Origin of the sequence: Brakhagea baltica (genome assembly GCF_052161605.1) — a bacterium.
In the GTDB taxonomy this organism is placed as follows: Bacteria; Planctomycetota; Planctomycetia; order Pirellulales; family Pirellulaceae; genus JBKCUI01.
Genome location: NZ_CP197409.1, coordinates 5,704,725 through 5,728,730, shown reverse-complemented (window position 1 = coordinate 5,728,730; position 24,006 = coordinate 5,704,725). Strand labels below are relative to the sequence as shown.

Annotated in this window: 22 protein-coding genes; 8 read left to right on the top strand and 14 right to left on the bottom strand. The window is 51.4% G+C overall.

What is annotated here, in order from left to right; all coding sequences use genetic code 11:
• Nucleotides 1-289: 289 nt before the first annotated feature.
• The 4 genes from greA (at nt 290) to SH449x_RS22220 (ending at nt 2,377) form a co-directional block, all read left to right on the top strand.
• The gene (greA, locus tag SH449x_RS22235; protein ID WP_482378280.1) at nt 290-766 is read left to right on the top strand and encodes a transcription elongation factor GreA; all 477 of its coding nucleotides are present in this window, start codon (nt 290-292) and stop codon (nt 764-766) included.
• A gap of 40 nt (nt 767-806) precedes the next feature.
• Nucleotides 807-1,481, top strand: a complete 675-nt coding sequence (locus SH449x_RS22230) for a hypothetical protein (RefSeq protein ID WP_482378279.1) — start codon at nt 807-809, stop codon at nt 1,479-1,481.
• A complete protein-coding gene (gene tadA, locus SH449x_RS22225) occupies nt 1,468-1,959 on the top strand; it encodes a tRNA adenosine(34) deaminase TadA (protein WP_482378278.1) in 492 nt (163 codons plus the stop codon). The genes SH449x_RS22230 and tadA overlap by 14 nt, the downstream gene beginning before the upstream one ends.
• An 85-nt stretch (nt 1,960-2,044) precedes the next feature.
• Nucleotides 2,045-2,377: a hypothetical protein gene (locus tag SH449x_RS22220; RefSeq protein WP_482378277.1), complete on the top strand. Its 333-nt coding sequence runs from the start codon at nt 2,045-2,047 to the stop codon at nt 2,375-2,377.
• Nucleotides 2,378-2,435: 58 nt separating this feature from the next.
• Here the strand turns inward: SH449x_RS22220 and SH449x_RS22215 are convergent, their stop codons facing one another.
• The 6 genes from SH449x_RS22215 to ndk form a co-directional block, all read right to left on the bottom strand.
• Nucleotides 2,436-3,245: an SMI1/KNR4 family protein gene (locus SH449x_RS22215; RefSeq protein ID WP_482378276.1), complete on the bottom strand. Its 810-nt coding sequence runs from the start codon at nt 3,243-3,245 to the stop codon at nt 2,436-2,438.
• Nucleotides 3,246-3,495: 250 nt separating this feature from the next.
• The gene (locus SH449x_RS22210; RefSeq protein ID WP_482378275.1) at nt 3,496-3,702 is read right to left on the bottom strand and encodes a hypothetical protein; all 207 of its coding nucleotides are present in this window, start codon (nt 3,700-3,702) and stop codon (nt 3,496-3,498) included.
• Nucleotides 3,703-3,874: 172 nt separating this feature from the next.
• Complete coding sequence (locus SH449x_RS22205) at nt 3,875-6,349, bottom strand: serine/threonine-protein kinase (protein ID WP_482378274.1); 2,475 nt, start codon at nt 6,347-6,349, stop codon at nt 3,875-3,877.
• A gap of 179 nt (nt 6,350-6,528) precedes the next feature.
• The gene (locus SH449x_RS22200) at nt 6,529-6,738 is read right to left on the bottom strand and encodes a hypothetical protein (protein WP_482378273.1); all 210 of its coding nucleotides are present in this window, start codon (nt 6,736-6,738) and stop codon (nt 6,529-6,531) included.
• Nucleotides 6,739-6,877: 139 nt separating this feature from the next.
• The gene (gene typA, locus SH449x_RS22195) at nt 6,878-8,704 is read right to left on the bottom strand and encodes a translational GTPase TypA (protein ID WP_482378272.1); all 1,827 of its coding nucleotides are present in this window, start codon (nt 8,702-8,704) and stop codon (nt 6,878-6,880) included.
• Nucleotides 8,705-8,846: 142 nt separating this feature from the next.
• The gene (ndk, locus tag SH449x_RS22190) at nt 8,847-9,308 is read right to left on the bottom strand and encodes a nucleoside-diphosphate kinase (RefSeq protein ID WP_482378271.1); all 462 of its coding nucleotides are present in this window, start codon (nt 9,306-9,308) and stop codon (nt 8,847-8,849) included.
• Between the two features lie 446 nt (nt 9,309-9,754).
• Between ndk and proB the strand changes: the two genes are divergently transcribed.
• A complete protein-coding gene (proB, locus tag SH449x_RS22185) occupies nt 9,755-10,891 on the top strand; it encodes a glutamate 5-kinase (RefSeq protein WP_482378270.1) in 1,137 nt (378 codons plus the stop codon).
• Between the two features lie 237 nt (nt 10,892-11,128).
• On the opposite strand, the gene SH449x_RS22180 is transcribed toward proB, so the two are convergent.
• Together SH449x_RS22180 and SH449x_RS22175 are read right to left on the bottom strand one after the other, a co-directional pair.
• On the bottom strand, nt 11,129-11,677 hold the full coding sequence (locus SH449x_RS22180) for a hypothetical protein (RefSeq protein WP_482378269.1): 549 nt from the start codon (nt 11,675-11,677) through the stop codon (nt 11,129-11,131).
• Complete coding sequence (locus SH449x_RS22175) at nt 11,674-11,904, bottom strand: hypothetical protein (RefSeq protein WP_482378268.1); 231 nt, start codon at nt 11,902-11,904, stop codon at nt 11,674-11,676. The genes SH449x_RS22180 and SH449x_RS22175 overlap by 4 nt, the downstream gene beginning before the upstream one ends.
• Before the next feature lie 921 nt (nt 11,905-12,825).
• Between SH449x_RS22175 and SH449x_RS22170 the strand changes: the two genes are divergently transcribed.
• Nucleotides 12,826-13,029 carry a DUF433 domain-containing protein gene (locus SH449x_RS22170; protein WP_482378267.1) on the top strand — a complete coding sequence of 68 codons (204 nt, stop codon included), beginning with the start codon at nt 12,826-12,828 and terminating at the stop codon, nt 13,027-13,029.
• Nucleotides 12,959-13,234 (top strand): DUF5615 family PIN-like protein, encoded by a 276-nt coding sequence (locus SH449x_RS22165; protein WP_482378266.1) that lies wholly within the window; start codon nt 12,959-12,961, stop codon nt 13,232-13,234. The genes SH449x_RS22170 and SH449x_RS22165 overlap by 71 nt, the downstream gene beginning before the upstream one ends.
• A gap of 394 nt (nt 13,235-13,628) precedes the next feature.
• Here SH449x_RS22165 and SH449x_RS22160 read toward each other — a convergent pair whose 3' ends face one another.
• From SH449x_RS22160 to SH449x_RS22140, 5 genes are all read right to left on the bottom strand, one after another.
• The gene (locus SH449x_RS22160) at nt 13,629-14,795 is read right to left on the bottom strand and encodes a suppressor of fused domain protein (RefSeq protein WP_482378265.1); all 1,167 of its coding nucleotides are present in this window, start codon (nt 14,793-14,795) and stop codon (nt 13,629-13,631) included.
• A gap of 143 nt (nt 14,796-14,938) precedes the next feature.
• Nucleotides 14,939-16,297, bottom strand: coding sequence for a polymorphic toxin-type HINT domain-containing protein (locus SH449x_RS22155; protein ID WP_482378264.1), 1,359 nt, complete (start codon nt 16,295-16,297; stop codon nt 14,939-14,941).
• Between the two features lie 72 nt (nt 16,298-16,369).
• A complete protein-coding gene (locus SH449x_RS22150; RefSeq protein WP_482378263.1) occupies nt 16,370-16,786 on the bottom strand; it encodes a hypothetical protein in 417 nt (138 codons plus the stop codon).
• Nucleotides 16,780-17,760: a hypothetical protein gene (locus SH449x_RS22145; RefSeq protein ID WP_482378262.1), complete on the bottom strand. Its 981-nt coding sequence runs from the start codon at nt 17,758-17,760 to the stop codon at nt 16,780-16,782. The genes SH449x_RS22150 and SH449x_RS22145 overlap by 7 nt, the downstream gene beginning before the upstream one ends.
• Nucleotides 17,761-18,084: 324 nt before the next feature.
• Nucleotides 18,085-19,101, bottom strand: a complete 1,017-nt coding sequence (locus tag SH449x_RS22140; protein ID WP_482378261.1) for an Rpn family recombination-promoting nuclease/putative transposase — start codon at nt 19,099-19,101, stop codon at nt 18,085-18,087.
• A gap of 711 nt (nt 19,102-19,812) precedes the next feature.
• Between SH449x_RS22140 and SH449x_RS22135 the strand changes: the two genes are divergently transcribed.
• On the top strand, nt 19,813-23,679 hold the full coding sequence (locus SH449x_RS22135; RefSeq protein WP_482378260.1) for a M48 family metalloprotease: 3,867 nt from the start codon (nt 19,813-19,815) through the stop codon (nt 23,677-23,679).
• A gap of 70 nt (nt 23,680-23,749) precedes the next feature.
• Here SH449x_RS22135 and SH449x_RS22130 read toward each other — a convergent pair whose 3' ends face one another.
• Nucleotides 23,750-23,980 carry a hypothetical protein gene (locus SH449x_RS22130; RefSeq protein ID WP_482378259.1) on the bottom strand — a complete coding sequence of 77 codons (231 nt, stop codon included), beginning with the start codon at nt 23,978-23,980 and terminating at the stop codon, nt 23,750-23,752.
• Between the last annotated feature and the right edge of the window lie 26 nt (nt 23,981-24,006).

Below are 24,006 nucleotides of genomic sequence, written 5' to 3'. Positions count from 1 at the left end.
GGCCGTCATAGTTCTAACGTAGTGGGATTCGCCCGAATTCCATTACCATACAGGGAATTCTGGCGAATCCCACTACATCTGGTAGTCTTTCATGAGTCGATCGCCCTAGTCCCTATCGGGTGATTGGGCTTGACTAGGGGGGGCTCCGGGTCAAAATACGGGATACGGTTTCGACCTAGCTGAGCCTGGGGCGTTAAATTCTGACACAAGCTGATACTTACGAAGCGGCTCTCTTCCGCGGTTGCGGATGAGAGTCGTTTCTTTTTTGCCTGGACGGGAGATGGAAACGATGGACGAATTTTTCTCGATGACTCGGGAAGGCTATAACCGAATCAAGGCGGAAGTGGAACGGCTCGAAAATGTTGAGATGCCTTTGATCGCCGAGAAGATCGCGGAAGCCCGAGCCGAGGGTGACCTCAAAGAAAACGCGGAGTATCACGCTCAGCGCGAAAACCAAGGCATGCTTCAGGCAAAAATCAATCAGCTCAAGCAGAAGCTGAATCGCGCGCACATCGTGGATACGTCCTCGGTTCCTAAAGATCAGGTTGGCTTTGGGGCGACGGTCAAGGTGAAAGACTCTTGGGGCGACGAAGAGGTTTACACTCTAGTCGGTGCGGGAGACGAAGACTACGAGACGGGCAAGATACTTTCGAGCAGCCCGTTCGGTCTCGCGTTGACCGGCAAAAAAGTTGGGGAAATCGTTGAAGTTCAAGCTCCCAGGGGCACTTTAAAATATGAGATCCTCTCCATAGACTTCGAAGAGTAAATCGATCATTCCACGAATCGCGCGGCTTTAAGGGACCTGTATGGCAAACACCAACGCAAAACCCAACAAACAGGGCGAGGTGACCTATGGCCCAGCCTGCTTTGTTTTGTTCGTTTTCTTCCTAGTTGGCGTAAGTTTGTTCTTCGTTTACATGTCGATCGTATTGATGGGCAACTCGGGGAGCCGTGCTGCGAGGGCGATTTACGAACAATTGATCCCTTGGGTCGAGCAGTCTCACCTAAGCCAGAAGGATCGACGCGATGTCATCGATGAGCTCGAAATTCTTGCGGAACAGATGAAGCGGGAAGAGCTGACTAGTCGGCAGTTGAGTCGGCTTAATGCTAGGCTCTCTGATAGCGTCATCTTGCAATGGGGCGCCGTTCAAAAGCTGGATGCAGCCGCCCAGGAATCGGACATGTCGGACGAGGAGAAGACCGAATTTACCGCTCTATGCGACCGATGGTTTGCATTAGCTGCTTCTGGCAAGTTGTCATTGCAGGACATGGAGTTTGCCATGCAGCAGGTATGTACGAAAGACGTTAAATCGGGGCGTCTCAACCCGAAGACCGACGCATCAAGCAGTGCCTTGCGTGACTTCATGCGACGAATGAAGACGATGTGCGAACACTTTAAGGTGCCTGAGGAGGCGTTTCAGCGAACCGTTCCTGAGGTGCTTCGCCAAATGATCGAGGACGGGCTCGATGAGTCTCGATGATGACGATTTGCTCCCAGGTCGCGCCGAATACTACATGCGGAGAGCGATGGAGCTGGCTCAGGAGGCTGCCTACCAGGACGAAGTTCCAGTCGGAGCAGTGATCGTTCACAAAGGACAAATCATTGCCGAGGCCTATAACCAGCGAGAGTCCTTGGCGGACCCAACGGCCCACGCCGAGATGATTGCGATAACGCAGGCCGCTGCCCATCTTCAATCCTGGCGTCTCGAGCAGTGCGAATTGTACGTGACGCTGGAGCCTTGTCCGATGTGCGCGGGTGCCATTTTGCAATCTCGCATTCCCAAGGTCGTGTACGGTGCCATCGACCCCAAAGCGGGTGCAGTGGAATCGCTCTATCATCTATTAAGCGATCAACGGCTTAATCATCGTTGCGAGCTGCAAGGAGGGGTCTTGGCACATGAATGCGGGAGCATGTTGACAGAATTCTTTGCTGCCAAGCGTCGTTTGGGCAAGAAGTAATAGATCTTGCGAAGAACTTCGTTTTTTCGTAATTACCCAGTCTGTTCGAAACTACCTATCTTTCGGATTTGGGAAAGGGAATGCGATGGATCGTGCTGGGAACTTTGTAATCGGATTGTTGACTGGCATGGTCTCGTTGTTCTTTGTCATGCACTATAGTTTGGTGCGGGCGCATGATGGATTCCACGTCGTTGCCAAGATCGCACCTCGACTAGAAGTTCCTTACGAAGACGTCCGCCAATACGATCTAGCACAGTGGCAGCGTAAACAGCCGTTGGCACTCGCATTAATCAAGGCAAAAAAAGGGCACGTGTTCCAAGACTCATCCCTGTTGGCCTTTCGGGCCCAGGTTCAAGCGGTTCTCAATAAGTACCAGGGGACATCAAGCTCGACGCAATCCACATTCCCTGGCAGCTAAACCTCTGCAGCATCATCTCGAGCTCGACCATCCAACGCAGCATCGAAGCCTATTTATGTTATTCCACATTTGCAGCTTGTTCGATGGTTACAAGCTCCATATCGTGAGCGTGTAACAATTGGCGGTATGATCGCAGCTGTCCCTCAGGACATTCAAAAATCACCGCATTTTCGGTTAATTCTGGAAAAAGCGCCGCTTCTCCTCTAAAAATAAACGACTCTGGTGAATCACCCGAATAGCCAGCTGCAACACGATTGGATGAAATCCAACAGCAAACCCGCCAGTCATTACCGATCTGGTACTTCGTGTACGGTACACCAACATTAGAGATTTTCTCTTCGGGGGGCACACCAAAAATACTCTGCAGACGGTGTCTTGCGTCGTCAAAATCTTTGACGTTCCTCAAAACTAGCTCACGATCAATATCCAACTCCAAGAGATTCAAGTACTCCGCAAACGAGTTGGCAATGCGATGTTCGCTGTTGCATTCCACATCAATGTACGAAACGCCTGGATTCCGAGGGTCACCCCGGAAATCAAGACAGTTATACCAATGTCCATCACCATCAAACGGAATCAAACCCTCTAATGAAAAGTCGACGTATTCTTGAGCATCATTTAAGATTCGATCGAGAAGTGATGGGAATTGATCGCCAATACCGGCGATCGTATCGCCAACGGATTCTGGAAGTTTGAATCGGATTGGCCCACCATTTTGAACCTTGAGAATTTCGACCAACTCTGCCGGCAGTGAATGACCAAGCTGTTTCTCCGCCGCAGCTAACGTTTCCTCGTTCAGGGCTGATTGGACATAGGGAAGGTACGCAGGACGCTTCCAAATTGTTTGTGGTGTTGCACGGATTTTCATAAGCGGAACGAAAAGCAATCGATCCCTACTTGAGCGTAGCGGAGCCGTAGGACAGATTGCGTTACTGAACTGTTTGGATTGCTCCGTTACACTGGAGATTATCACTTGAACGGTTGCGGTGTGCAACCATCTACAGACTCTTTTCCTATTCGCTCCATTTGAGCTTACTTTAGACTCCTAGGTAATCTAGCTCCAACGCTCGTTATGAAGCTTGTGCAAACCGACGATCCGACGCAACAGCTATGCCAGTTCACTTTCCGTCTGCATTAATGTATTCGCGCGTACTGTGCACGAGAAACATGCCCCCCCGACCCTCGGCCTTGAGTTTGTTGTACAAGGCGAGTGCGTCGGGTATTGTCACCACTTGAAGCTCAATTGGATCTCCCAGTGGTTTTGCGGCATCCGTCAATCGCACCATGCGATTCCAGCCGATCCCGACAATGACAAGACAGCCCATTGTCAGCGAGAGCTGTTCGTGTGAAACCGGTAGGATCGTGAAGACTATTCACGACGCGATGATCGCCATGACCAACAACATTGCGACAAGGATGATTGCGGTCTTACGATTGCGTTTCATTCTTCCTCGTTGACATAACACGCCCTTTGTTCCTCAGAGCGTGCCACCCAGCCTATCGGCCTGCCACGGGAAGTGTCGCGATATTAGCGCCTCGAGGAAATGTGCTCTCCTCCAACTGAAAAAGCCCGGGCGAAAAGGTGGGGCTCAAAACGGTTTCCGCCGTCGGCCTCCTCTTCCAAGGAATGGAAAACTCCAGCCCTCGCTCCTCAGAAAGCAACTTTGCATCGGCGGAGAATACCAACTGCTCGGTCATGCCGTTGCTCAAGCTCGCCTCCACTAGCTTCCTTATCGACTCGTCGTAGATATTGTCCGCACCACGGAAATCAATCCATCTCGACAACTCGACTCCTTGTCTCGTCTGATCCCAAAACTGCCAGTCCTCATTAGCAGAAACATCCCAGGCGACCAATGTCTCCATACCAGCGAAAACGCAATTACGGGCTGTTCTCACGATCGGAATGGGGGTCACCATCGAACTGGACCACGTCTTCTCGATCCAAGATTTCGCTGTCCAAGTCGTGACGGACTCGAGATCCATGCGAATGTTCGCTGCCATCCTGCTGACTATATTCAGCCTCGGTATCGAGATCACTGAACCAGAAACGGCAATCAATGAGTTGCTCCACTGTGTTTCCAATCGCATAGGTGAGGCGTACCGTATCAAGTCGACATTCCCCGAAATGATCGAGTCTCGAATGAATAGCCGAGAACTACCAGCAGGCAATGCGTCCGTCGCCCCCACTCCTAGTGTTGTCGATTGCTCAAACTGAATGACTGGAGGCAGTGCCGACACTCCGTTGGTGAGACCCGGTAGATCAACGCGGATCGTGCAACGCTCAAACGTCAGTTGCGCGCCAGGTCGGCAGAGAAATAACGGCTGACGCTGGTCAGCGGGTTTCCAGACTAGATCACAGTTTTCAAAGGTGACTTGGTTGGCTCCACAGTCCATCCAGAACTTACTATCCCTGAGGTCCTTTACTGGAACAATCTCGATTCGACATCTTCCGCCGGATGCACCGAGGATCTTCAGTTGTGACCGCAAGGGGGAGATAGAGCGAAGCGTTTCGGTGGAGACGACCGTCGGGGACTGGATCACGATCTGGCTTACAGACGAAACAATATTGGCCCTTTCAATCGCTTGCTCGAGTGAAGAGGCCAATTGCATATTCGTTTCCAATTGATTCTGCGTGAGGGTTGCATCCACGATTATGCTCTGAGAATCTTCCGGCAACGACAGAATTACCGATGCATCCAGCTTACTGCCGGAGGAATTCGCGTTTGCCACCGACAGACTCGTAGGCATCTCAGAAATCACGGGAGGTGGTAAACTAGCAACAGTATGCCTCAAAGAGTCTATGTAAAACCACAACGTACTCGCCAGCAACAAGACTACCGATACAAGATACGGAGCAACCAACCTTAGAATGGAAACGGGTTGTTCTCCAACCGATTCGCGAGGATCCGTATTTCGCGTCCATTCCAAGTTTTCGAGTATGGCCAAAGTTTGCAGATCATCAATCAAATCGAGCGGCTGTTGGTAGCGATCCGCAGGTCTCTTAGCGATGAGCTTGCGCAAAATTGCAATGAGCGAGTCACTCAAATCAGACCGAAAGACGCGCGGGTCCTCGGGCATCTTGGAACCGTGCATGAGAAGTTTTTGCAGCGCGGTCCCATCGGGAAAGGGAGGAATCCCGGTTAGCAAATAATACCATGTGCAACCAAGGGAATAGAGATCGCTGCGGACATCGGCATCGCGTGGATCGTTCGCTTGCTCTGGCGAAATGTAGTCAAACGTTCCCAATGTCACCCCACTGGCCGTCAGGTCATTGGTGGAGCGATCCAGTTCGGTCACCCGCGCTAACCCCATGTCAACAATTTTTGCTTGGCCGTTTGACGCCAAAACAATGTTGGAAGGCTTGATATCCCTGTGAACGACCTGGCGATCGCTCGCATGCTGCAACGCTTGGGCAACTTGCCTGACCAAATAGACGCTGTGGTCAACCGAAAGCGGACCTTGCCTCATGACCAAATCACGAAGATTGATCCCCTCCACAAACTCGAAAACGATGTAGCTCCAAAAGGGAGTTTCACCAACGTAGTAAACGCGAGCAATGTTAGGATGGTCCAGCTTTGCCGCGGATTGGGCTTCAAACCGAAACCGTCGCATGGCCTCTGGGTCCCGCCCTTCTAGAGCGACCGCTTTGATGGCAACCTCCCGGTTCAATCGCAAGTCTTCGCCACGAAAAACGGCCCCCATGCCCCCGATCCCCACCAAGGAGTCGATGCGAAAGTGATCGAGCTGCTGTCCGACCAGAGAATTCGCAATCTCCTGCCAGCGCACACTCACGGGGGTAGTAGCGGGGGACGCACTGCTGTTTGCCAAGCGTTCGATGGACGATTCCCGCCTGGATGCAGCGATATGCGTTTTCTCCGAATCGAGCGGGGAAGCAGCGCGAGACTCCGCCGCACGAGGCAGAAATGGCTCCGCAGGAGGCGGTGTTGGCGGATGATTGGGTTCACTGTTCATAAAATGAAGAAGGTAGAAGTCTCCTTCATTGTAGTCGATTGCCTCCAGCAGTTACTCTGGTAGCAGACTTAGATTCCGGCAGAATTTGCTGTGCAAGTCCGATCACACGGGCGCGACCGTCCTTCGGTTCCGACTTAGACGGGCCTCGTTTTCCTCCCAACCTACAATCGGCTGATAACTCACTTTTTCTTTGCTTTAGCAGCCTTTTTGGCTTGCTTTACAGGGGCCGCCTTAGCAGCGGCTTTAGTTGTTTTCTTGGCGGACTTTTTGGCTGGAGCTGACTTGGCAGCCGCAGCCGGTTTGCCCGACGCACCCTTTTTCTTGCCGCCGAAAACTAAGTCCCAATTGGATGCGTACTTCTCGTTGGTTCCGACTCGTGTAATCGTCACGTTCTTACCTCTACTCTTGCCTAAAATGGAATCGATCTAAGTCCTATCAGAAGATGATTAATATCGACAACTAATAGGATTGGTCAATACGACTCCATGGCAACTACTAATAGAAGCAGGGCCTATCTCCCTAGGAACGCTAGTTCGCGACCAGCTCACCTGGAGACTTCGTATGACGCTTGCGATCGTTCTCTCGGAGATAAACCTTTCGGAGACGAATCACATTCGGAGTGACCTCGACGAGCTCGTCGTCCTCGATGTATTCGAGAGCCGCTTCCAGGAAAAGCTGTCGCGGTGGCTTGAGAATGATGTTTTCATCGCTGCCTGATGCACGAACGTTGGTCAACTTCTTTTCCTTGGTTGGATTGACGACGAGATCATTATCGCGGGCATTTTCGCCAACAATCATTCCTTCGTAAACGTCATCGCCCGGGGCCACAAACAACTCTGCTCGCTCCTGAAGTGCGAACAATGTGTAGGGAATTGCCCGTCCAGGAACCATGGATACCAAAACGCCGTTCTGGCGCCTCGGCAGATCCGCATCCACTGGCTTGTAACCGGAGAACCGGTGGTGGATGATCGCGGTACCTTGAGTGGCGTTAAGCATCTTGGTCCTGAGTCCGATGAGCCCGCGAGCAGGAATCGAGAATCTCAGTAGTGTGTACTCGCTACGGCTTGTCATCTCTTCCAACAAACCTCTTCTATTGCCGACCATTTCCATCACAGGACCAACCTTATCTGTTGGGACCTCGACGTTGAGGGTCTCGTAGGGCTCGTGCTTGACTCCATCGATTTCTTTTAAGACTACCCGCGGCTTCGAAATGCTCATCTCATAGCCTTCCCGACGCATGGTCTCGATCAAGACCGACAGGTGCAACACGCCCCGGCCGCGAACGGCAAAGGCTTCGCTTCCTTCTATGGGGCGAACACGAAGGGCGACATTTCGCTCGAGTTCGCGATCCAATCGCTCCTTGAGTTGCCGCGTGGTTACATATTTGCCATCCTTACCAGCCAAAGGGGATGTGTTGATGCTAAAAATCATCTCGAGGGTAGGCTCGTCGACCGTCAGTCGTGGTAGTGCATTTACCTCGCCTCGATTGCAAATCGTATCTCCGATCTCAATATTTTCGATACCAACCACAGCTACGATATCGCCCGCCTGGGCTTCTGTTGCATCGATGCGCCCTAGCTTGTCAAACATTTGAAGATTCGTAACCTGTGCAGGGACGATCTTTCCATCCTTGGCTATATCGATCTGCTGATTCTTTCGAATGGAGCCGGACTGAATTCGACCGATAGCGATCCGCCCCACGTAGTCGGACCAATCCAGGTTGGTGACCAGCATCTGAAGAGGAGCATCAGGCTCGACATCTGGCCCCGGGATCTTTTCGAGCATCATATCCAGCAACGGAACCATGCTGTCGCCGGGTGTCTTCCAATCGTGAGTTGCGTAGCCACTGCGGCCCGAAGCGAAGATAACATCAAAGCGATCCATGTAATCGTCGCCACCGAGATCACACAGGAGCATCAACGCTTCCTCCACGACCTCGTCGCAACGAGCATCGGGCCGGTCGATCTTGTTGATGACAACGATCGGTTTGACCCCAACCTCCAATGCCTTAGCCAGCACGAAACGCGTCTGTGGCATCGGCCCTTCGGCTGCGTCCATCAAAACCAACGCACCGTCGGCCATACGGACAACTCGCTCGACTTCGCCCCCAAAGTCCGCGTGACCCGGGGTATCGATCAAATTGATCTTAACCCCTTTGTAGTCGATCGCGATGTTCTTCGACAGAATCGTGATCCCCCGCTCTCGCTCTAAATCGTTACTGTCGAGAATTCGTTCACCTTGCAACTGGGAATCCCGATACTGACCACTTTGCTTGAGCAAGCAATCTACCATGGTGGTCTTACCATGGTCAACGTGAGCGATGATTACAATATTGCGGATGTCGTTACGACGCATGACAGATCAGATCTTTATATTCAATACTAACGCGACCTCTATCCTAGCGACCTCTGCACACTGCAAAGGTTCGAACATACCGAATAAGATCGTCTACAGCTTCTTTGCGGTTCGGGTCGCGAGATCCCCAAACCGACTACAGCTAGCCTTCGTCACTCGCTCGGAAGCTACCGACCAAGGTCGGAGTGTACGAGCAAATTTCCGACGCTTCGAAATACAATGCCAACTCGCGAGCAGCGGACTCAGGACTATCCGATGCGTGAACCAAGTTCATTTGTCGGGAGCTCGAAAAATCCCCTCGAATCGTTCCGGGGGCCGCCTTAAGGCCGTTGGTCGCACCCAGCATTTCACGGATGACCCGAATCGCTTCCAGACCTTCGACGGCCATGGCCACGATCGGTGCGGAAGTGATAAAGTCCTCTAGGTTTTGATAAAAGGACTTGGTTACGTGCTCTGCGTAGTGCTGCTTCGATAGCTCGGGGGTTACCTGGATCATTTTCATCGCGACGATGTTCAATCCCTTTCGCTCGAATCGGGCGATAACCTCGCCGACGAGACGCCGCTGTACACAATCAGGTTTCAATAAGACTAATGATGTTTCCATGCTAAGTTACCAGTGGGGGAAGGATTATCGGCCGCCTGCGAGAATCGGACCCATTCCGCCGATTTCAAGAGATTTTGCCAGCCTCACCTATTGTTTCGATTTCCAGGTTTGTGGCTAGTTCAAAACCCTTAGCAAGAAAAGTGAGGTGCCAAGCTTTTTTGCACACCCAACAAATCACCTAGGCAACGTGCATTATCAGACAGGCTGTTTCAACGCAAAGGCCAGGTAATTGCCATTGCGGGGGGCTTAGTGTCGGTTCACTAGGCGGCAGCTCAACACGCGTCGCGATGAGAGGACTGTTTTTCCGACAATTCCCCATTCTCCTTCGTCCCCAAAATGGCTTAACATCGGCTAGCATATCGCAAATTGGCATATCGCAAATTGGCAGCTCAACGCTCTCCAACTAGTTTTTCCTGAAACGGTTTTGTCCTCCAACGAATTTGAACATGAACAGCATTACCCCGAGGCAGTTTCTCCTCGAGTCGGATATATGGGTAGTAAAAGTGGGATCCCGAACCTTGACCAAGGAGGGTGGGATTCTGGACCGGGAGCAGGTCGAAAACCTTGCTCGGCAGCTCGTGTTTCTGGCTAACGCCAAGAAGCAGGTGGTGCTGGTTTCCAGCGGTGCCGTTGCGAGTGGTGTTGGACGTCTCGGTTTGCCAGGGCGCCCCTCTGATCTAGCAACCTTGCAAGCGGTCGCTGCGGTCGGGCAAACTCATTTGATTCAAGTCTACGAAGAGATCTTTGCAAAGCATTCGAAATTCGCGGCCCAGATTCTGCTGACGGCCTCGGAGCTCGATGATCGGGTGGCGTACCTCAATGTGCGAAATACGATTCGCCGCCTACTCGAACTGGGAGCCATTCCCATTATCAACGAAAACGACACGGTAGCGATCGATGAATTGCAAACCACCTTTGGAGACAATGATCGGCTAGCAGGTATGGTGGCAGGGCTGCTGGAGCGAAGCAGCCTCGTGATATTGTCCGACGTGAGTGGGCTCTATGATCGAGATCCATCGGACGCGAATGCCAAAGTGATCTCTACGGTTGCGACGGTCGACGAATCGGTTGAGGAGCTCGTCAAAGATAAGAAGACAGGGGTTAGTAAGGGAGGCATGGCGAGCAAGCTAGCGGCAGCTCGCTTCGTTACCATGAGTGGCCAGGGTGTGGTAATCGCAGGCGGCAGGGAACCTGATATTCTCATCAGACTCTTCGAGGGAGATGAAATTGGTACCGCGTTTCTACCCCAACTTCGAACGCTTGCTCCTAAGAAGCGATGGATTGGATTCTCAGCCCAACCCAACGGTGGATTGATCGTCGACGCAGGAGCTGCTTCAGCCATGATTGAGAAAGGGCGAAGCTTGCTTGCCATCGGAATCAAGGAGGTGGTCGGTAACTTTCAAAAGGGGGACATCGTTTCCGTTCTCACCTTGGAAGGCAACGAAATCGCACGGGGGCTCATCAACTACAACGCGGAAAGCTTGCGCAAGATACGAGGCTGCCGCTCCGACCTCATTGCACAGATACTTGGTCGGTGCCCCTACGAAGAGGTTATCCATCGGGACAACCTAACGTTGATTTGATCAACGATGGCGTAGTATTAACCTCCAAAACATCGATTCCCAACGCGATCGTCATACCCATTCTTGGGGCTGACCATTCTTTCACCAACCACGACGCGTCTGAGTTAGGGTTTGCGTAAATAGACGCTAACCGTGCCGAGAGTTCTCGAACGCATTTTTCCAGAATGTCCTGCCGCGACGGAGAGCGGTTCGTCAAACCTAATGCTTGATCGAAGAGTAGGACGCCTCGAAAACGCATTAGTCACGCATTACTCTAAGCAGCAAATCTATAACACCGATTTGATCAGCCCAATGCTCCATGTAGGCTTGGTCCAAAGTTTCGCCTGATACGAGCAGGATACCGCGAGCGTCGCTCAATTGACGGTCAGTAGGACTCATCTTGTGCCAACGCAACTTATGTAGCAGCACATCTTCAGCCGCAGCGATCCACGCGGGCTGTTTGAACAAGCTGACTCGCTTTCGCCGCCGGAACCTTTCAAATTCATACTCGTCACCTGCCACTCGGAAGAAGTCAACTTTCAACGCGGATCGATTATCGAGAGCTTTGAATTGGTGCGGAGGACGAAGACCGGACTGAACACTGATTTCTTGGATGAAGAAATCATCTTGAAAAGCCGAGATGATTGCGGCGATCTGAGTCTCGTCGTACTCGATCACAAAGTCGATATCGTGGGTCGAACGAGGCACGCCCCAAAAGTTGCCCGCCATAGATCCGACCAACATGTAACCAATGCCGGAATCTTCCAGCCTTCGGAGGCAATCAACCAGCAACTCCTCCTCCGTCACGATCGCCTCTGCCGCGACGACTCGATTTCATACCCTGCACGAATTCGCGTGCGCAATCTCTCCTCAACCTCCGTATCGTCGGCTTCTGGGAATCGATTGCGAATTCCCTCACGAGCAACTGCTAGCGACGCCTCGTAGAGTCCAAGCCCAATGCGCAACCGCTCCTCACCCGTCATGCGACGGTACGCTTCTAGCTGAAGTTGTTCGACGTCTTGAATTCTGCTCATGGTTGCCCCCATCCCCAGGTCACCTCCCCGACCGCAACCCTCTTCGTAACAATACTCTCTTTTCGAAAATTACGCAAGTTGTTTGCAGGCAGACGTTTAGATGGGTTCGAGCCCCGCTCGGTCGGTTACTCAAGGTCGGAACGAGTTCGAAACTGTTCTTCAAACTTGCCTTCCAATTGGACTAGTATTCCATCTCGAACCATTGAGTTAACAAAAATGGGTCGAGACTGTTGCAACACTCAAATTGCCGGAGCGAGCTGACCGGCATCTCGCGTCTTTGATGGATCGTAAAAATGAAGGAAAATTTACGGAGCAAGAGCGGGCCGACCTAGCCGCAAACGCCAACAGAACTCGTATGATCATCGTCTTCGTGAGTTGGTCTTCCGATCTGGAAGAACGGAGACCGCTAATGGCCTAAAAAGTGAGGGACACAGCGCGAAGCGACCCGCGAAACTCGGTTGACAGGATTACACCGCGAGAGATGGGAGTGACGCAAGAGTTGTCTTGAGAATAGTTGATCATTGTTCCTCTTGCGTTTCTCTTATCTCTTGCGGTGTGAATATTTTAAGGCAGGGAGCGCCATGGAGACACTGTGCGGGAGATTACCTGGGTGGCACTGATTGTTTCCCGTCCCGCTTGCAATGGGAGGACACGGCTCAATGGACGTTACCTTGGCAAGTCCCGATGCTTCGAGTTCCGGGAATTCCACGTACGTCAGCTCTCCGGGAACCGCTCCTTGCTGTTCCCAGTACTCGGCAGGCCGAATCATCTCGACATCGATCCAGCTCCCATCCTCCTTCTGCAATGAGAAGCGAGCTAGGAACGCTCAATCGATGGATGGCACCAAATTGTCCCGCCCTATTTGTGTTGCAAGATTATTGTGGTAAAATTAAGACATAGGCGATCAAATTGAGGCATGACATGAGCTTTGAATCACGAATTAAGTTAGACCCATTAGTTATGGGTGGTAAGCCCTGCGTAAGGGGACTTCGGGTAACGGTGGGCACAATTGTTGGTTTACTTGCAACGGGTTCTTCTGAAGACGACATTCTCGGTGCATATCCGTATTTGGAACGAGAGGATATTAGGGCAGCACTGTCTTATTGCGATATTGTTGACCCATGATTTAGACTTTGGAGCAATGTTAACTGCCACTAGAGCAGCGAAGCCAAGCGTTGTGCAAGTTCGAACTCAAGAGCTAATGCCTTCTCAAATTGGTAAGCTTTTGTTAGGGGAATTGAATGCACATGAGTCCGATTTAAACTCAGGCGCACTTATGATCATTGATCGTGCGCGTCTTCGTGTCCGCCTCTTGCCGCTTGATCGTTAAGCACCTGTAATCCACTCCGGTACGTCAGCCAAACTCCTCAAGGAAGCAGCGAAGGGAACGCGAACGATCGCTTGTCTCCCTCCAAAACAACACGAGCTAAGCCATGTGCACATGTGCCATGAACCAAGAAAAGTGGAGCACCAAGCGCGCAGCAAGCTCGAGTGATGTCTGACAGTCCGTCGAAAGTCAGAAAATCGAGTGAGAACCAACTCACAAAACTATAGAAACACCCCAACAGATCGCCCAATTGCACCGAAGTGAGCCTTGGTTCATCGATTGCACAAGATGCGTCTCAGGGAAACTCTAGCCGCACCATCAACTCATCTAATAACGCCGAGTTCTCGAACGCATTTTTCCAGAATGTCCTGCAGCGCCGGAAGGCTAATTTGCACATTCATTTACGGCTAGCAACCAAGTTCTGGCGATTGACATCTACGAATTCGGGAAACCCCACGTCTTCAAGTCGTTCGAACAACGCCTCAAAACCTTCGTCCCTGAATAATAGATACTCTTCCGTGTAAAGTGGAAACATCTGATACATCCTAATCTCTTCTTTAGTTCCAAATGGAATTCTAAATTCATTTCCGGTCGCAAGCGCAAGCATCCATGCAGTAAAACTAGTCCCTGGTCCAAGTGGCAGTAACTCTTCGTCTGCGAAGCTGGTAGCGCCCTCCCCAAGCCAATTTCCAGACTCCACTGTGTACGTCGCAATCTTAAACATCCACTGAACTGGCCAGGCCTTCGTTGGATCAAGTCCAGTTATTTTTGGGTCTATCATTGCGATTGGCACATAAAGCATCAGCTCTGCGAATCGAAAAGCCTCCTTTCCCTTTGGTACCTTGAGTTCGTACCGACTTAAGCCCTCTGTAAAAAGCAATGCTAGGCCAGCTTCATCGTCCTTCATTATTCGAACGACAATTTGCGTGGGTGAAACGATTTGCGTATAGGAGGTAGCCTCTACCGGCCCTATCTTTGCAAAATGTCGTGAAACGACATCGTGGTGGTCGTCGTTCAACGGAGCGTTGCTGCCAGAAAGCTCTCTGGCTCGCAACGCCCCTTTGGATCGCAAAAATGCGGTGAGTTCAGCAAGTCCTAATTCTTCCGCACGATCAAGCGGCGTTTTATCAGGCACCTGCGTGTTGTCTACAACATAGACTTGATTAATATCTGCACCGTAATCTAGCAGAAGTTGCGCCAACGGAACAAGATCATCGGTTTCGTCACTTGCACCTGCAACTGCGAACAATGGACAGTCAAGATCCGGGTCAGCCCCCAGATCCAACAAGCACTTCGCATTCTCGTACTTACCATTCGTAATCGCAGATGACAGCACGCTAAAATAGCCATCAAAATGATTGACATCCCAACCGTTCTGCGCCAGCCAGCTTATGATCTCGGGCGTCGATCTTCGTGCCGCTTCACACAAAAACTTAAGGCCGACCTTTTTCTTTAGACGAGGGTACTCGTCGAGGATCTTTTGAATCATCCCTAAATCATGTTGAAAATTCAATGCACTGAAGAGATTCGCGTATGGGGTACCTGTGTATAATTCGTCACTCATGGAAAAGTCCTTCCTTTGCCCAAAGTATCTGCAATATTTTTAAGTGCGTCCGTCACATTATTTGTTAGCTCAGCTTGGTTCTTTGACTTTTTCTGTGCTTCTCGGAGGGCTTTGAATACGGCCTTGGCGTATTCTTTGGTATGTCATTGATTGATGGCGATTGCAAGGTTTCGAAGGTCATTGATGTTAATTCCAGCACGACGCAAAATTTCTTGAGAACCCCTGACATATCGTCCCCATGATTTGCCCCAAAATTTTGCCTTCATCACGATGTGATGACCATGAAGCCGTGCACTGTCCTTTATGGCATCAGGAATTTTCCTTCCAGACTTGATGAGCTTGCCTATCCAACCACTGTTGTATTTTTGAATCCCACCAGCATTATGCACCAACACCCCAAGTTCGGTGACTTGGTAGATGTGGTGCCCATGCACTTCCAGATTATAAACGCTCTCGCCTGTGCTGAGGAGACGAGTTGAGGAAATCTCGATCGGACCAGCTTCGGTCCAGAGATGCTCACCGACCTCTAACTCACCCAGCTCCACCCAATCTTGACGCTCGATCGACCAAATCGGGTGCTGCGGAGTCCCCGCAAGCGTCTCACCACCAACGAATTCGATCTCCACCAACTCAGCTACCTGCCGAGTTACAATCCGCGCCGTAACCACTTGTCCCGTCCCGCTTGCAATCGGAGGACACGGCTCAATGGATGTTACCTTGGCAAGTCCCGATGCTTCGAGTTCCGGGAATTCGACGTACGTCAGCTCTCCGGGAACCGCCCCTTGCTGTTCCCAGTACTCGGCAGGCCGAATCATCTCGACGTCAATCCAGCTCCCATCCTCCTTCTGCAACGAGAAGCGAGCTAGGGACCAAGTCGCCGAATCAGGCTCCGAAAATTCACCATCGTATTCCCACGGACGAGGATTCTCCCCCGCCACACGAGAACCGATCGCGACCGTTTCGATCGATTGCTTGTCAATCGTCCCTGCAAGGAGTGCTACCTCGGTAAACTTCGTTGGATCGGAATCGCGGAAGGGTGACGAAGCAAGGTTGGCGTGAGCGCTACCCACCGAAGCGTCCACTGTCGCCGACACCCAGACCTTGGTACCTGCAACGAAACAACCCTTGCCGGTGACCTTGCACTTGACCCATTTCCCAGCAGCCAGAATGTCATCGGCTTTGTTGATGAGAAACTTCGCCGCTTTGCCTCCCTTGCCGATCGCATCTCCCACGACCGGGATCATAGAGGTGAACGACAAGGCTGCGTCGGCATAGTTCCCGCGGGCCAAGTGAATCACGCCGTTGATCCCGTCAGCGATCTCACCAACCACGGGGATGAACCCGACCACATCGAGAGCTACTTGCACACCATCGAGGATGTCGCTGGCGCTCATGTTCGAGATCGTATCGATCATGCTCCCTAGGGTGCCGGGCCAATTGACCATCGCCCCCAAGACATCGCCAACACCACTGACCAAGCCTCCTACAAAGGAGCCTGCCATGGCAAAGCCACTCCACCCCGTAGCTTCACTCGCCCAAGCCCCCGCATCCTCTAGCTAAAATGGCGCAGAGTTTCAGCTTCTTGAAGCATAATCCCTGAGTTGGCTGGCGAAGCGCAAAAGTTCTTCGCTCAATACAGGACCTCGACAGCCTAGATAGCTACGTCTTGTATCTTGAGGTTCCGCTACCAACAGAAAAAGGTCGATCGTTGTAACGTAGTCGTCGTTGTCGTAGACCAGGAACTCAAATCCCAGATTCCAGGTTACAAATCCGGTTTCGGGATCTTGCCCCATTGATTTCTCGATGTACTCGCTAAGACCGATCACGTCATCTCTTGATATAATTGTAGGATTGCTTCGGATCGACACTTTTGATGACAATAACGAGATTGATAAATCGAATGATTGCCCAAGCTCAATCGAGCGACGAAAAACGAAATTGACTTTGGTCTCGCCAATCGAAATAGAAAACGTCTTGGTTAAATCTACCATGGAAGTCCGAATCCGTATCTGCTAGATAGACGACCGAGTTCTGCGGGAGAAAGATCCTTCATCGCCGTTACGACCTTTCCGTCAACACCTTCGACGACGACGCTATATGAACGACCGCGTCCTGCCTGCTTGTGTATATGTACAATTGCACCGTCTGCCTGCCGGCTTGTCCATTGCGCTTGTTTTATGATTTCATCGATTTGGCCAAATGGTGGCTTAAACCCATGCCGAACCAGCGATTCTGAAGCCGCGTGATCCGACAGAGTTCTTCCGCCAGGGGTCGCAGCCCCCTTTGGGCCACTATTATTATGAATTACCGATGGATCGGAAAGCAATTGATCTTTTAAAGAATTGCTTTTTCCTTTGTTGGGCAACATTCCCAGTGTAGACTTGCCCGCTTCCATCAGCTCGTCGGACTTCTTGATCGCCGCTCGAGTTAACTTGCCACCTTTACCGAGCGCGTCACCAACCACCGGAATCATCGAGAGAAGTGATAATCCGGCACCTAGGTAATCCCCCCGTGCTAAAGAAATCGCCGCATTAACACCATCGGCGACTTCTCCAACACCAGGAATCAAACCGACCACATCCAAGGCTAACTGGATGCCGTCCAGTACATCACTCGCGCTTGTGTTCGAGATCAGTTGCTGCGCATAATTGATCCATTGATGCATTTGCCCCCCAACGGGGGTAATCAGATTATCGCCAAACATTGATTCGAGGAACGAGCCCACGATGAGCGGCCCGAATTCTTCCCACATGGCAGCAAGGGAAGCCTCGAAATCACGAATCCATACATCGATAGTATGCAAGAGATGGCCCATCTGCTCGCCCGCCCAAGCGTACACATCTAGTACGGTATCGACGGCATCCCAGAACGTTTCGGCGGCCGAGAGGGCAGCCCAAGTCGAAAGCCCCAGCGAATTCAATCCCTGAACGGAATCGATGCCGAGGAGGAGGATGGATAAGACCAACTCTAACCATCCGAACTGCCTGAACTCCATCCACTGGCATGTGTTCCGCCGGTACTATAGCTGCCACCTGACCCTGACCCAGAACCCGACCCAGTACCACTTCCTAAGATTGAACCACATCCGGAAAACTCATTCCCGGATGTCAACTGAAAAGTGCCCTTAATCGACGCTAACAGGAGGGGAGGAGGAAGAGGCCTGATGGCGCTACCGCCCTTTGGTTCCTACGCAACGAAGAGAGCCCCAGTGATGGATAGCGACGGTCATATTGACCTCAACAGCAGCTCTGCTAACGACGGAGCCACCAAGGATTAACCACCAATCGTATTATGCGTCTCGACTTCGTAATCGATCCTGCAGTTGGGTAACCAAACTACTGAGACCCGATAGCTCCAGCGACATAAGCTCCTGATCGCTCAAAACCGGCTCGCCTAACAACTCTTGTAACATTTGGGCTTTGCCAGCCAGTATGCCCTCCTGACGTCCTTCCTGACGTCCTTCTTGACGTCCTTCTTGACGTCCTTCTTGACGTCCTTCCTCGCGGCCCTGGATCAGCAGTCGATCTGCCAGAGAACCCGGCTCGAACTGAGTAGGAAAAACACTCGCCAACGTCTGCTTGTAGTATTGACCATCCATCCCTTTATTGACCGCCATCATGTAACTCCCAATCGCTTCAAGCCACTGTTCCAACTGCCTCTGCCCTAACCGCTCTTGCAAAGCCGCCATCGCAAAGCCCTTTAAGATCCCTTGCAGCTTGTCTCGCAACTGCACGCTTCGGCTATATTTTAGCAGCCCCAACGTACTTTGCAAAATCGGCTCTCCCAGAATTTCCTCGTCCTTTAACTGATTCAAATCCAGCAACGCAAAACGAAAATCGACCTGATATGCCAACAAAGGTGCCGGAACGTTTAGTAAATCTCGGAAACTTCGTGCCGCTGTCCAAGCACCTTCTCCATGGTAAATCACCAGTGGATAGACCGGACATAAATCTAGTCCTTCTCGCAACCGTCGCTCCCCAATCCGCACAATGTACGATAGCAATTGAAAGGCGGTCAGTGGGTCGGTCTGGCTCTTGTGTTCGAACAAGACGTAGACATGGGCCGACCGAACGCGAGGTCTGGGGTGACGAGCCAAATCGACCGAGAATAGTAGATCCGAGAACTTCTCCCGCAGGTCGGCATCTACAAAGCTGACCGTTTCAGGGCGCAAGGTCTCTAGGTTCAGTCCTTGCAGTACCTGGGGCTCAAACTGCGTGGCAATCAGGCTGCGAGCGCTGGGCAAATGCGACAGGGCAAACTGAAAGAAGTTGTTGTGTGGAGTGGGTAGAAATTCTTTATTCGACATAGCGTGGCTCCTGGGTACTTAGTAGAAACCGTTGGTGCAAAACGGGTTCGCACTTAGGATTCCGTCATGACATTTCCAAATGCAGGAACCGAGAAGTATACACGCAGCCGGGGTGAGAGTGTTCCCACCGAGAACCAAACGATCCTGATACCTGAGAGCTATGGGTAAAGAATCCAGATCTGATTCCGAACTTGATCGCTCAATCACCCCAAGAGATAACTTCGAGAAGATAAATGAATTGCATCACCCAACGAGTGTAATTTTGTGGATGGTACTACGCGAGCAGTCCGCAAAACTCAAGTCGCACCATCAACGCGACAAATAGCACCGAGTTCTCGAACGCATTTTTCCAGAATGTCCTGCCGCGCCGGAAGGTTGCACTGAAGGTTTCAATCGAGCCGATTTACATGTAATCCATGCCAGATCCTTCAAGCCTACTGAGGCATTTAACCAGTACCTGCTCTTCGGTCACGATACTATCTTTGCAGCTAACCCGATTTCATAACCTGCGCGAATTCGCGATCGCAGTTTTTCCTCCACTTCCGCATCGCTGCCTTCAAAGAGCGACACACGGTCCAATCGGTTTCTATTACAATAGGGCCCGTCGCCTATGGGGTGAGTGGATCGGTCGCTGGCCAGGAAACTCACTGGCTCGTCAACTTGTCTCGATTTAGAAATCCAGCTCTTCTATTTCTTTCTGGTAATCTCATTATGCCTATCACTTTCACTTGTCCTGACTGCCAAACCAAACTACGAGTTGCAGATAGTTTTGCAGGACGAAAGGCTCGCTGTACCAAGTGCAACGCCCGCGTTGACATCCCCAACACTCCCGACGAAACCAGAAGCATCCAGCTCACGCAAAAGACCGACACACGATCCGTGCCGCCATCCGCTGCGAAGCCAACAAAACAAGTAGCTCCGAAACAGGCAACTCCACAACCAACTGTACAGAAACCAACTCAGCAGAAACCATCGCCTTCTAAAGCGACGGTACAGAAACAGCCCGCTTCCGCAGTGGCAAAACCCTCGGTTGCCAAAGCCAAGGCTAGGTTCTCGGACGAGGCTATACTCAATTCCATCGGAAGCCCCATCGTCGCTGTTCCAACAACTTGGGGGTACACGATTGCGATGTCCGCTGTGGCAATCGTCATGGTTTTGTTACCACTGCTATACCTAGGAATGATTCTAGGTCTATGCTGGGGTACCTTCCGTTACACCCAATTCGCCATATCGACATTTTCGGAAGTCATGAACAATCCGGGGCGTAGCTCCCGAGGGGCTTTCATGGTCTTTGCCCCTATTGTAATCGCCATTGTCGCAATCTTCTTTATGATAAAGCCTCTCTTGGCACGCCCTGGTAAACAAGGCGAACGTGTAGTGCTAGATCGCAAGAATGAGCCATTGCTGTTTGCCTATATAGAGAAACTGTGTCGATGCGTTCATGCGCCGGTCCCGAAACGTATAGATGTCGACCACGAGGTTAACGCGTCTGCGTCGTTACGCTCCGGACTCTGGAGTATTTTTCGACGTGAAGATTTGGTGCTCACGATTGGCCTCCCGTTGGTGAACGGATTGTCGTTGAGAGAGTTTTCCGGGGTCTTAGCACACGAGTTCGGGCACTTTTCCCAAGGTGCCGGGATGCGTATCACCTATGTCGTTCGCTCGGTCAATGCGTGGTTCGCACGAGTCGTTTACGAACGCGATGAATGGGATGAACGATTGCAAGGCTGGGCGAGTGGCATCGATTTCCGAATCGGAATCATTCTCTATGCAGCGATGTTTTTCGTTTGGCTAACGCGTCGTATACTTTGGTGCCTCATGATGATTGGGCACGCCATGTCCTGCATGCTCATGCGTCAGATGGAGTACGACGCCGATTTGCATGAGATCCGCTTCGCAGGCTCCGAAGCATTTGTGTCCACCTGTCAAGAACTCGGGCCATTGGCGATATCGGCCCACATGGCCCTCGCAGAGGTGGGTGAATTCTTCCAGGACGGCAAACTAGTGGATGATCTTCCGCATTGGATTCGTTACGTTCGAAAAGATCTACCCAAGGAAATTCTTGACGAACTAGCTAAATCCGACCGGGAATCGCCGACCGGATTGCTGGATACGCACCCTGCCAATCGGGACCGCATTGCGGCAGCTAAAAAATGGAACAGTTCGGGCAAGATCGAGGGAGAGTTCCCCGCATCGGCCCTATTTCGGCACCTGGGTGTGTATCAAAAGCAAGTGACCATAAACTGCTATCGCGATATCTTTGAAGAGGAATTCAAGCCTGACATGTTGGCCAGCGTGGAACAGTTGCGAGCGCACCGGTCGCATGCCAAAGCATCTCACGAAGCCAGCGTTCGATGGTTCGGGGAACACTTTGGGCTACCACGAGCAATACAACTCCCCTCCATGCAATATCGTGGTCAGTCGGCTAACCAATTGCTGGGACAAATGGCTCAATCCCGAAACGCTATGAAGTCTCAACTGAAAACCTATGAGGAACTTAGTCAAGCGTTGCAAAAAGCGGATGACGGTTGGGTCGAAGCGTTGCAAGCTCTGACGTTTCATCGTTCGGGTTTAACATTGAAGCAGTCGGATTGGCCTAATCTCAATGTAGGCAACCCTCAAGCTCTCGCCGAATCTGAGAATCAATTTCGATACCAATGCGGCCAATTGCACGATCAACTCGTTCGTTTTGAACAACACGTTGCACTTAGAACCGATGCTGCCGTGCAGTTGTTATTCGCGAATGATACTCCAGAGAGCCTGACGCCCCAGCGAAAGGAGGCATGGTTAGCCCGAACAGCTCAGGTGCTTTCACCACTCACCGCGATGAACCAGATCTTAGGCCCCGCTAATACGCTACGCAATGAGTTTGTCTCGCTGGTCGGGCTGTTGAATTCGATCTCTGGAAATAAAAGCTCTAACAAAGTCGATGCGGAATTCAAAAGATTGATTGCTTCACTTAACCATCAACTATCTAATCTCTCGTATCAATTGGCAGGTGTACCCTATCCGTTTGAGCATGCGCAAAGGGACATCAATCTCGTCAAATACTTGATTCCAAAGCTCCCTGACGCGGATGATCCCACGACAACGATCGAAGCTAGCAATCACTTTCTTAACCAATACGGCCAACTCTATTTCCGAACCTTTGGCAGCCTAGCGTGTACGGTAGAGGAAATCGAGCAATGTGTTGCGAACGAATCCTCGGAAGCTGTAGCGAGTCTGCAACCGATATCGCAGGAGATGGAGCTTGGACGTTCAGAGGCGACCGATAGTCCCCTCGCGGTAGCTTCTTCTAACAGCTTACAGAATGGCTTGCGTGGCGAAGTCCCCGATCCATTTCACGATTCCCCTGCTCCCTATTCTTATTCACCACCGGCTCATCCCTCGGCCAACACATCTAAAAAGGGTAAACACACTCTGGTGTACGCGGGACTCGGTGTCGGATGCTTAGGGATCGTCGGCGTGGGAACAGCTCTGCTGTTGGGTGGCCTCTCATACCGTGCGAGCTTTCGACCATCAAATAACCCGGGCTTTTCTGCGCAACCACCAAACGTTGGACGTCCGACTGTCCCAGTACAGCCTAATAATGCTGGAGTAGGTAGAAATGCTCCCGCCAACTTTCCAAGCCAAGAAAATGGTTCTTCTGGCATGGCGAATGGGCGAACAGAATTCAATCATAACGAATCACCCTCACGAGGGCCTACGGCTCCAAACTTTTCAGCTAGCCCCAGAGGTCCGTCGATTCCATCTAATCCACCGGCTCAAGGATTCGGAACCGATAGCAGCAGCATTAGCTTTGGAGCAGAACGTTCCGGCATGAATTTCCCCACACCGGGATCTGGCCGTAGCATCATGAGAAGTTCCCAGAGTAATCGCACCGGGGAGACACAAGTTCGATACATCATTAATGAAGCAGGGAAACAAGTTACCTGGATGTCTCCTAACAGCTTTAACAAAGGCCAGCAGTCGCTCGACGCCAAGGGAGCCATAAAGGTCTTAGAGCAGAGTTCCCAACCTAACGAGCTTTCTCAAGCTTACCGAGATCTAGCGGTACTTAGTCCGACACCGGACGATCAACCCACTGTGGTTCGCGAAGGAATACGGTCCCTTTTGAGTTTGCCCACGGAGCAGATTTCGGACTTACCCGTGCTAATCGATGGAGTTTGGGCGGTGCTTCACTGGGCCAACGAGTCTGACTCCACAAAACTCCGAGAGCTTGCCAGTCTACCAGCTCCTGCCTCAGAATTGATTTTCGAGAGAGTGTTGAAGAGTACGTCGATCGATCAAGCTCCTTGGCTAATGGAACAATATCTGAGCAAGTCGACCGATTTTTCCACCCGGATGAAATTGGATGCGAAGCTTCTCGCGTGGGGACCAGATGCGGAGGCAACGATCTTGGAAGCCCTGAGCACCACCGACGACTTCGCAGTTCAGAGTAGCTTGCTCAGATTGTTGAAAGATAAATGTGGCACAGAGAAATCGATCGAGTACTTAAGCCAACCCAGTCGAGTGAGAGAGTTTTTCGCCAAGAACGCAGCTAGGGATATCCGAAAGCGACTGGAACGTCAAAAGTGATTGCGGACTAGTGATTGCGGACTGCTTTGGAAGCCCGATATTCGATACCAGGCCGATAACGACCGATCGACTAGTCTATCTCGCCAAATCTTGTATCGGGGATTGGTCCGAACATAGCGCGCGTTCTTTGTTGTTCACGATCCAGTTCCTCGGTGCACTCTTGATGCTGACACTTAGCCTGCTGTAGCTGACGTTCGAGCTCTTCTGCTCTTACTTCAGCCTTGATACGAGCCGACCGTTCTTGAGTTAGCATATCACGCAGTTCCTCAACGACGATCGAGCAAACACCTGGATTGTTCATGTCCACACCCTTTATTCATTTTCAGT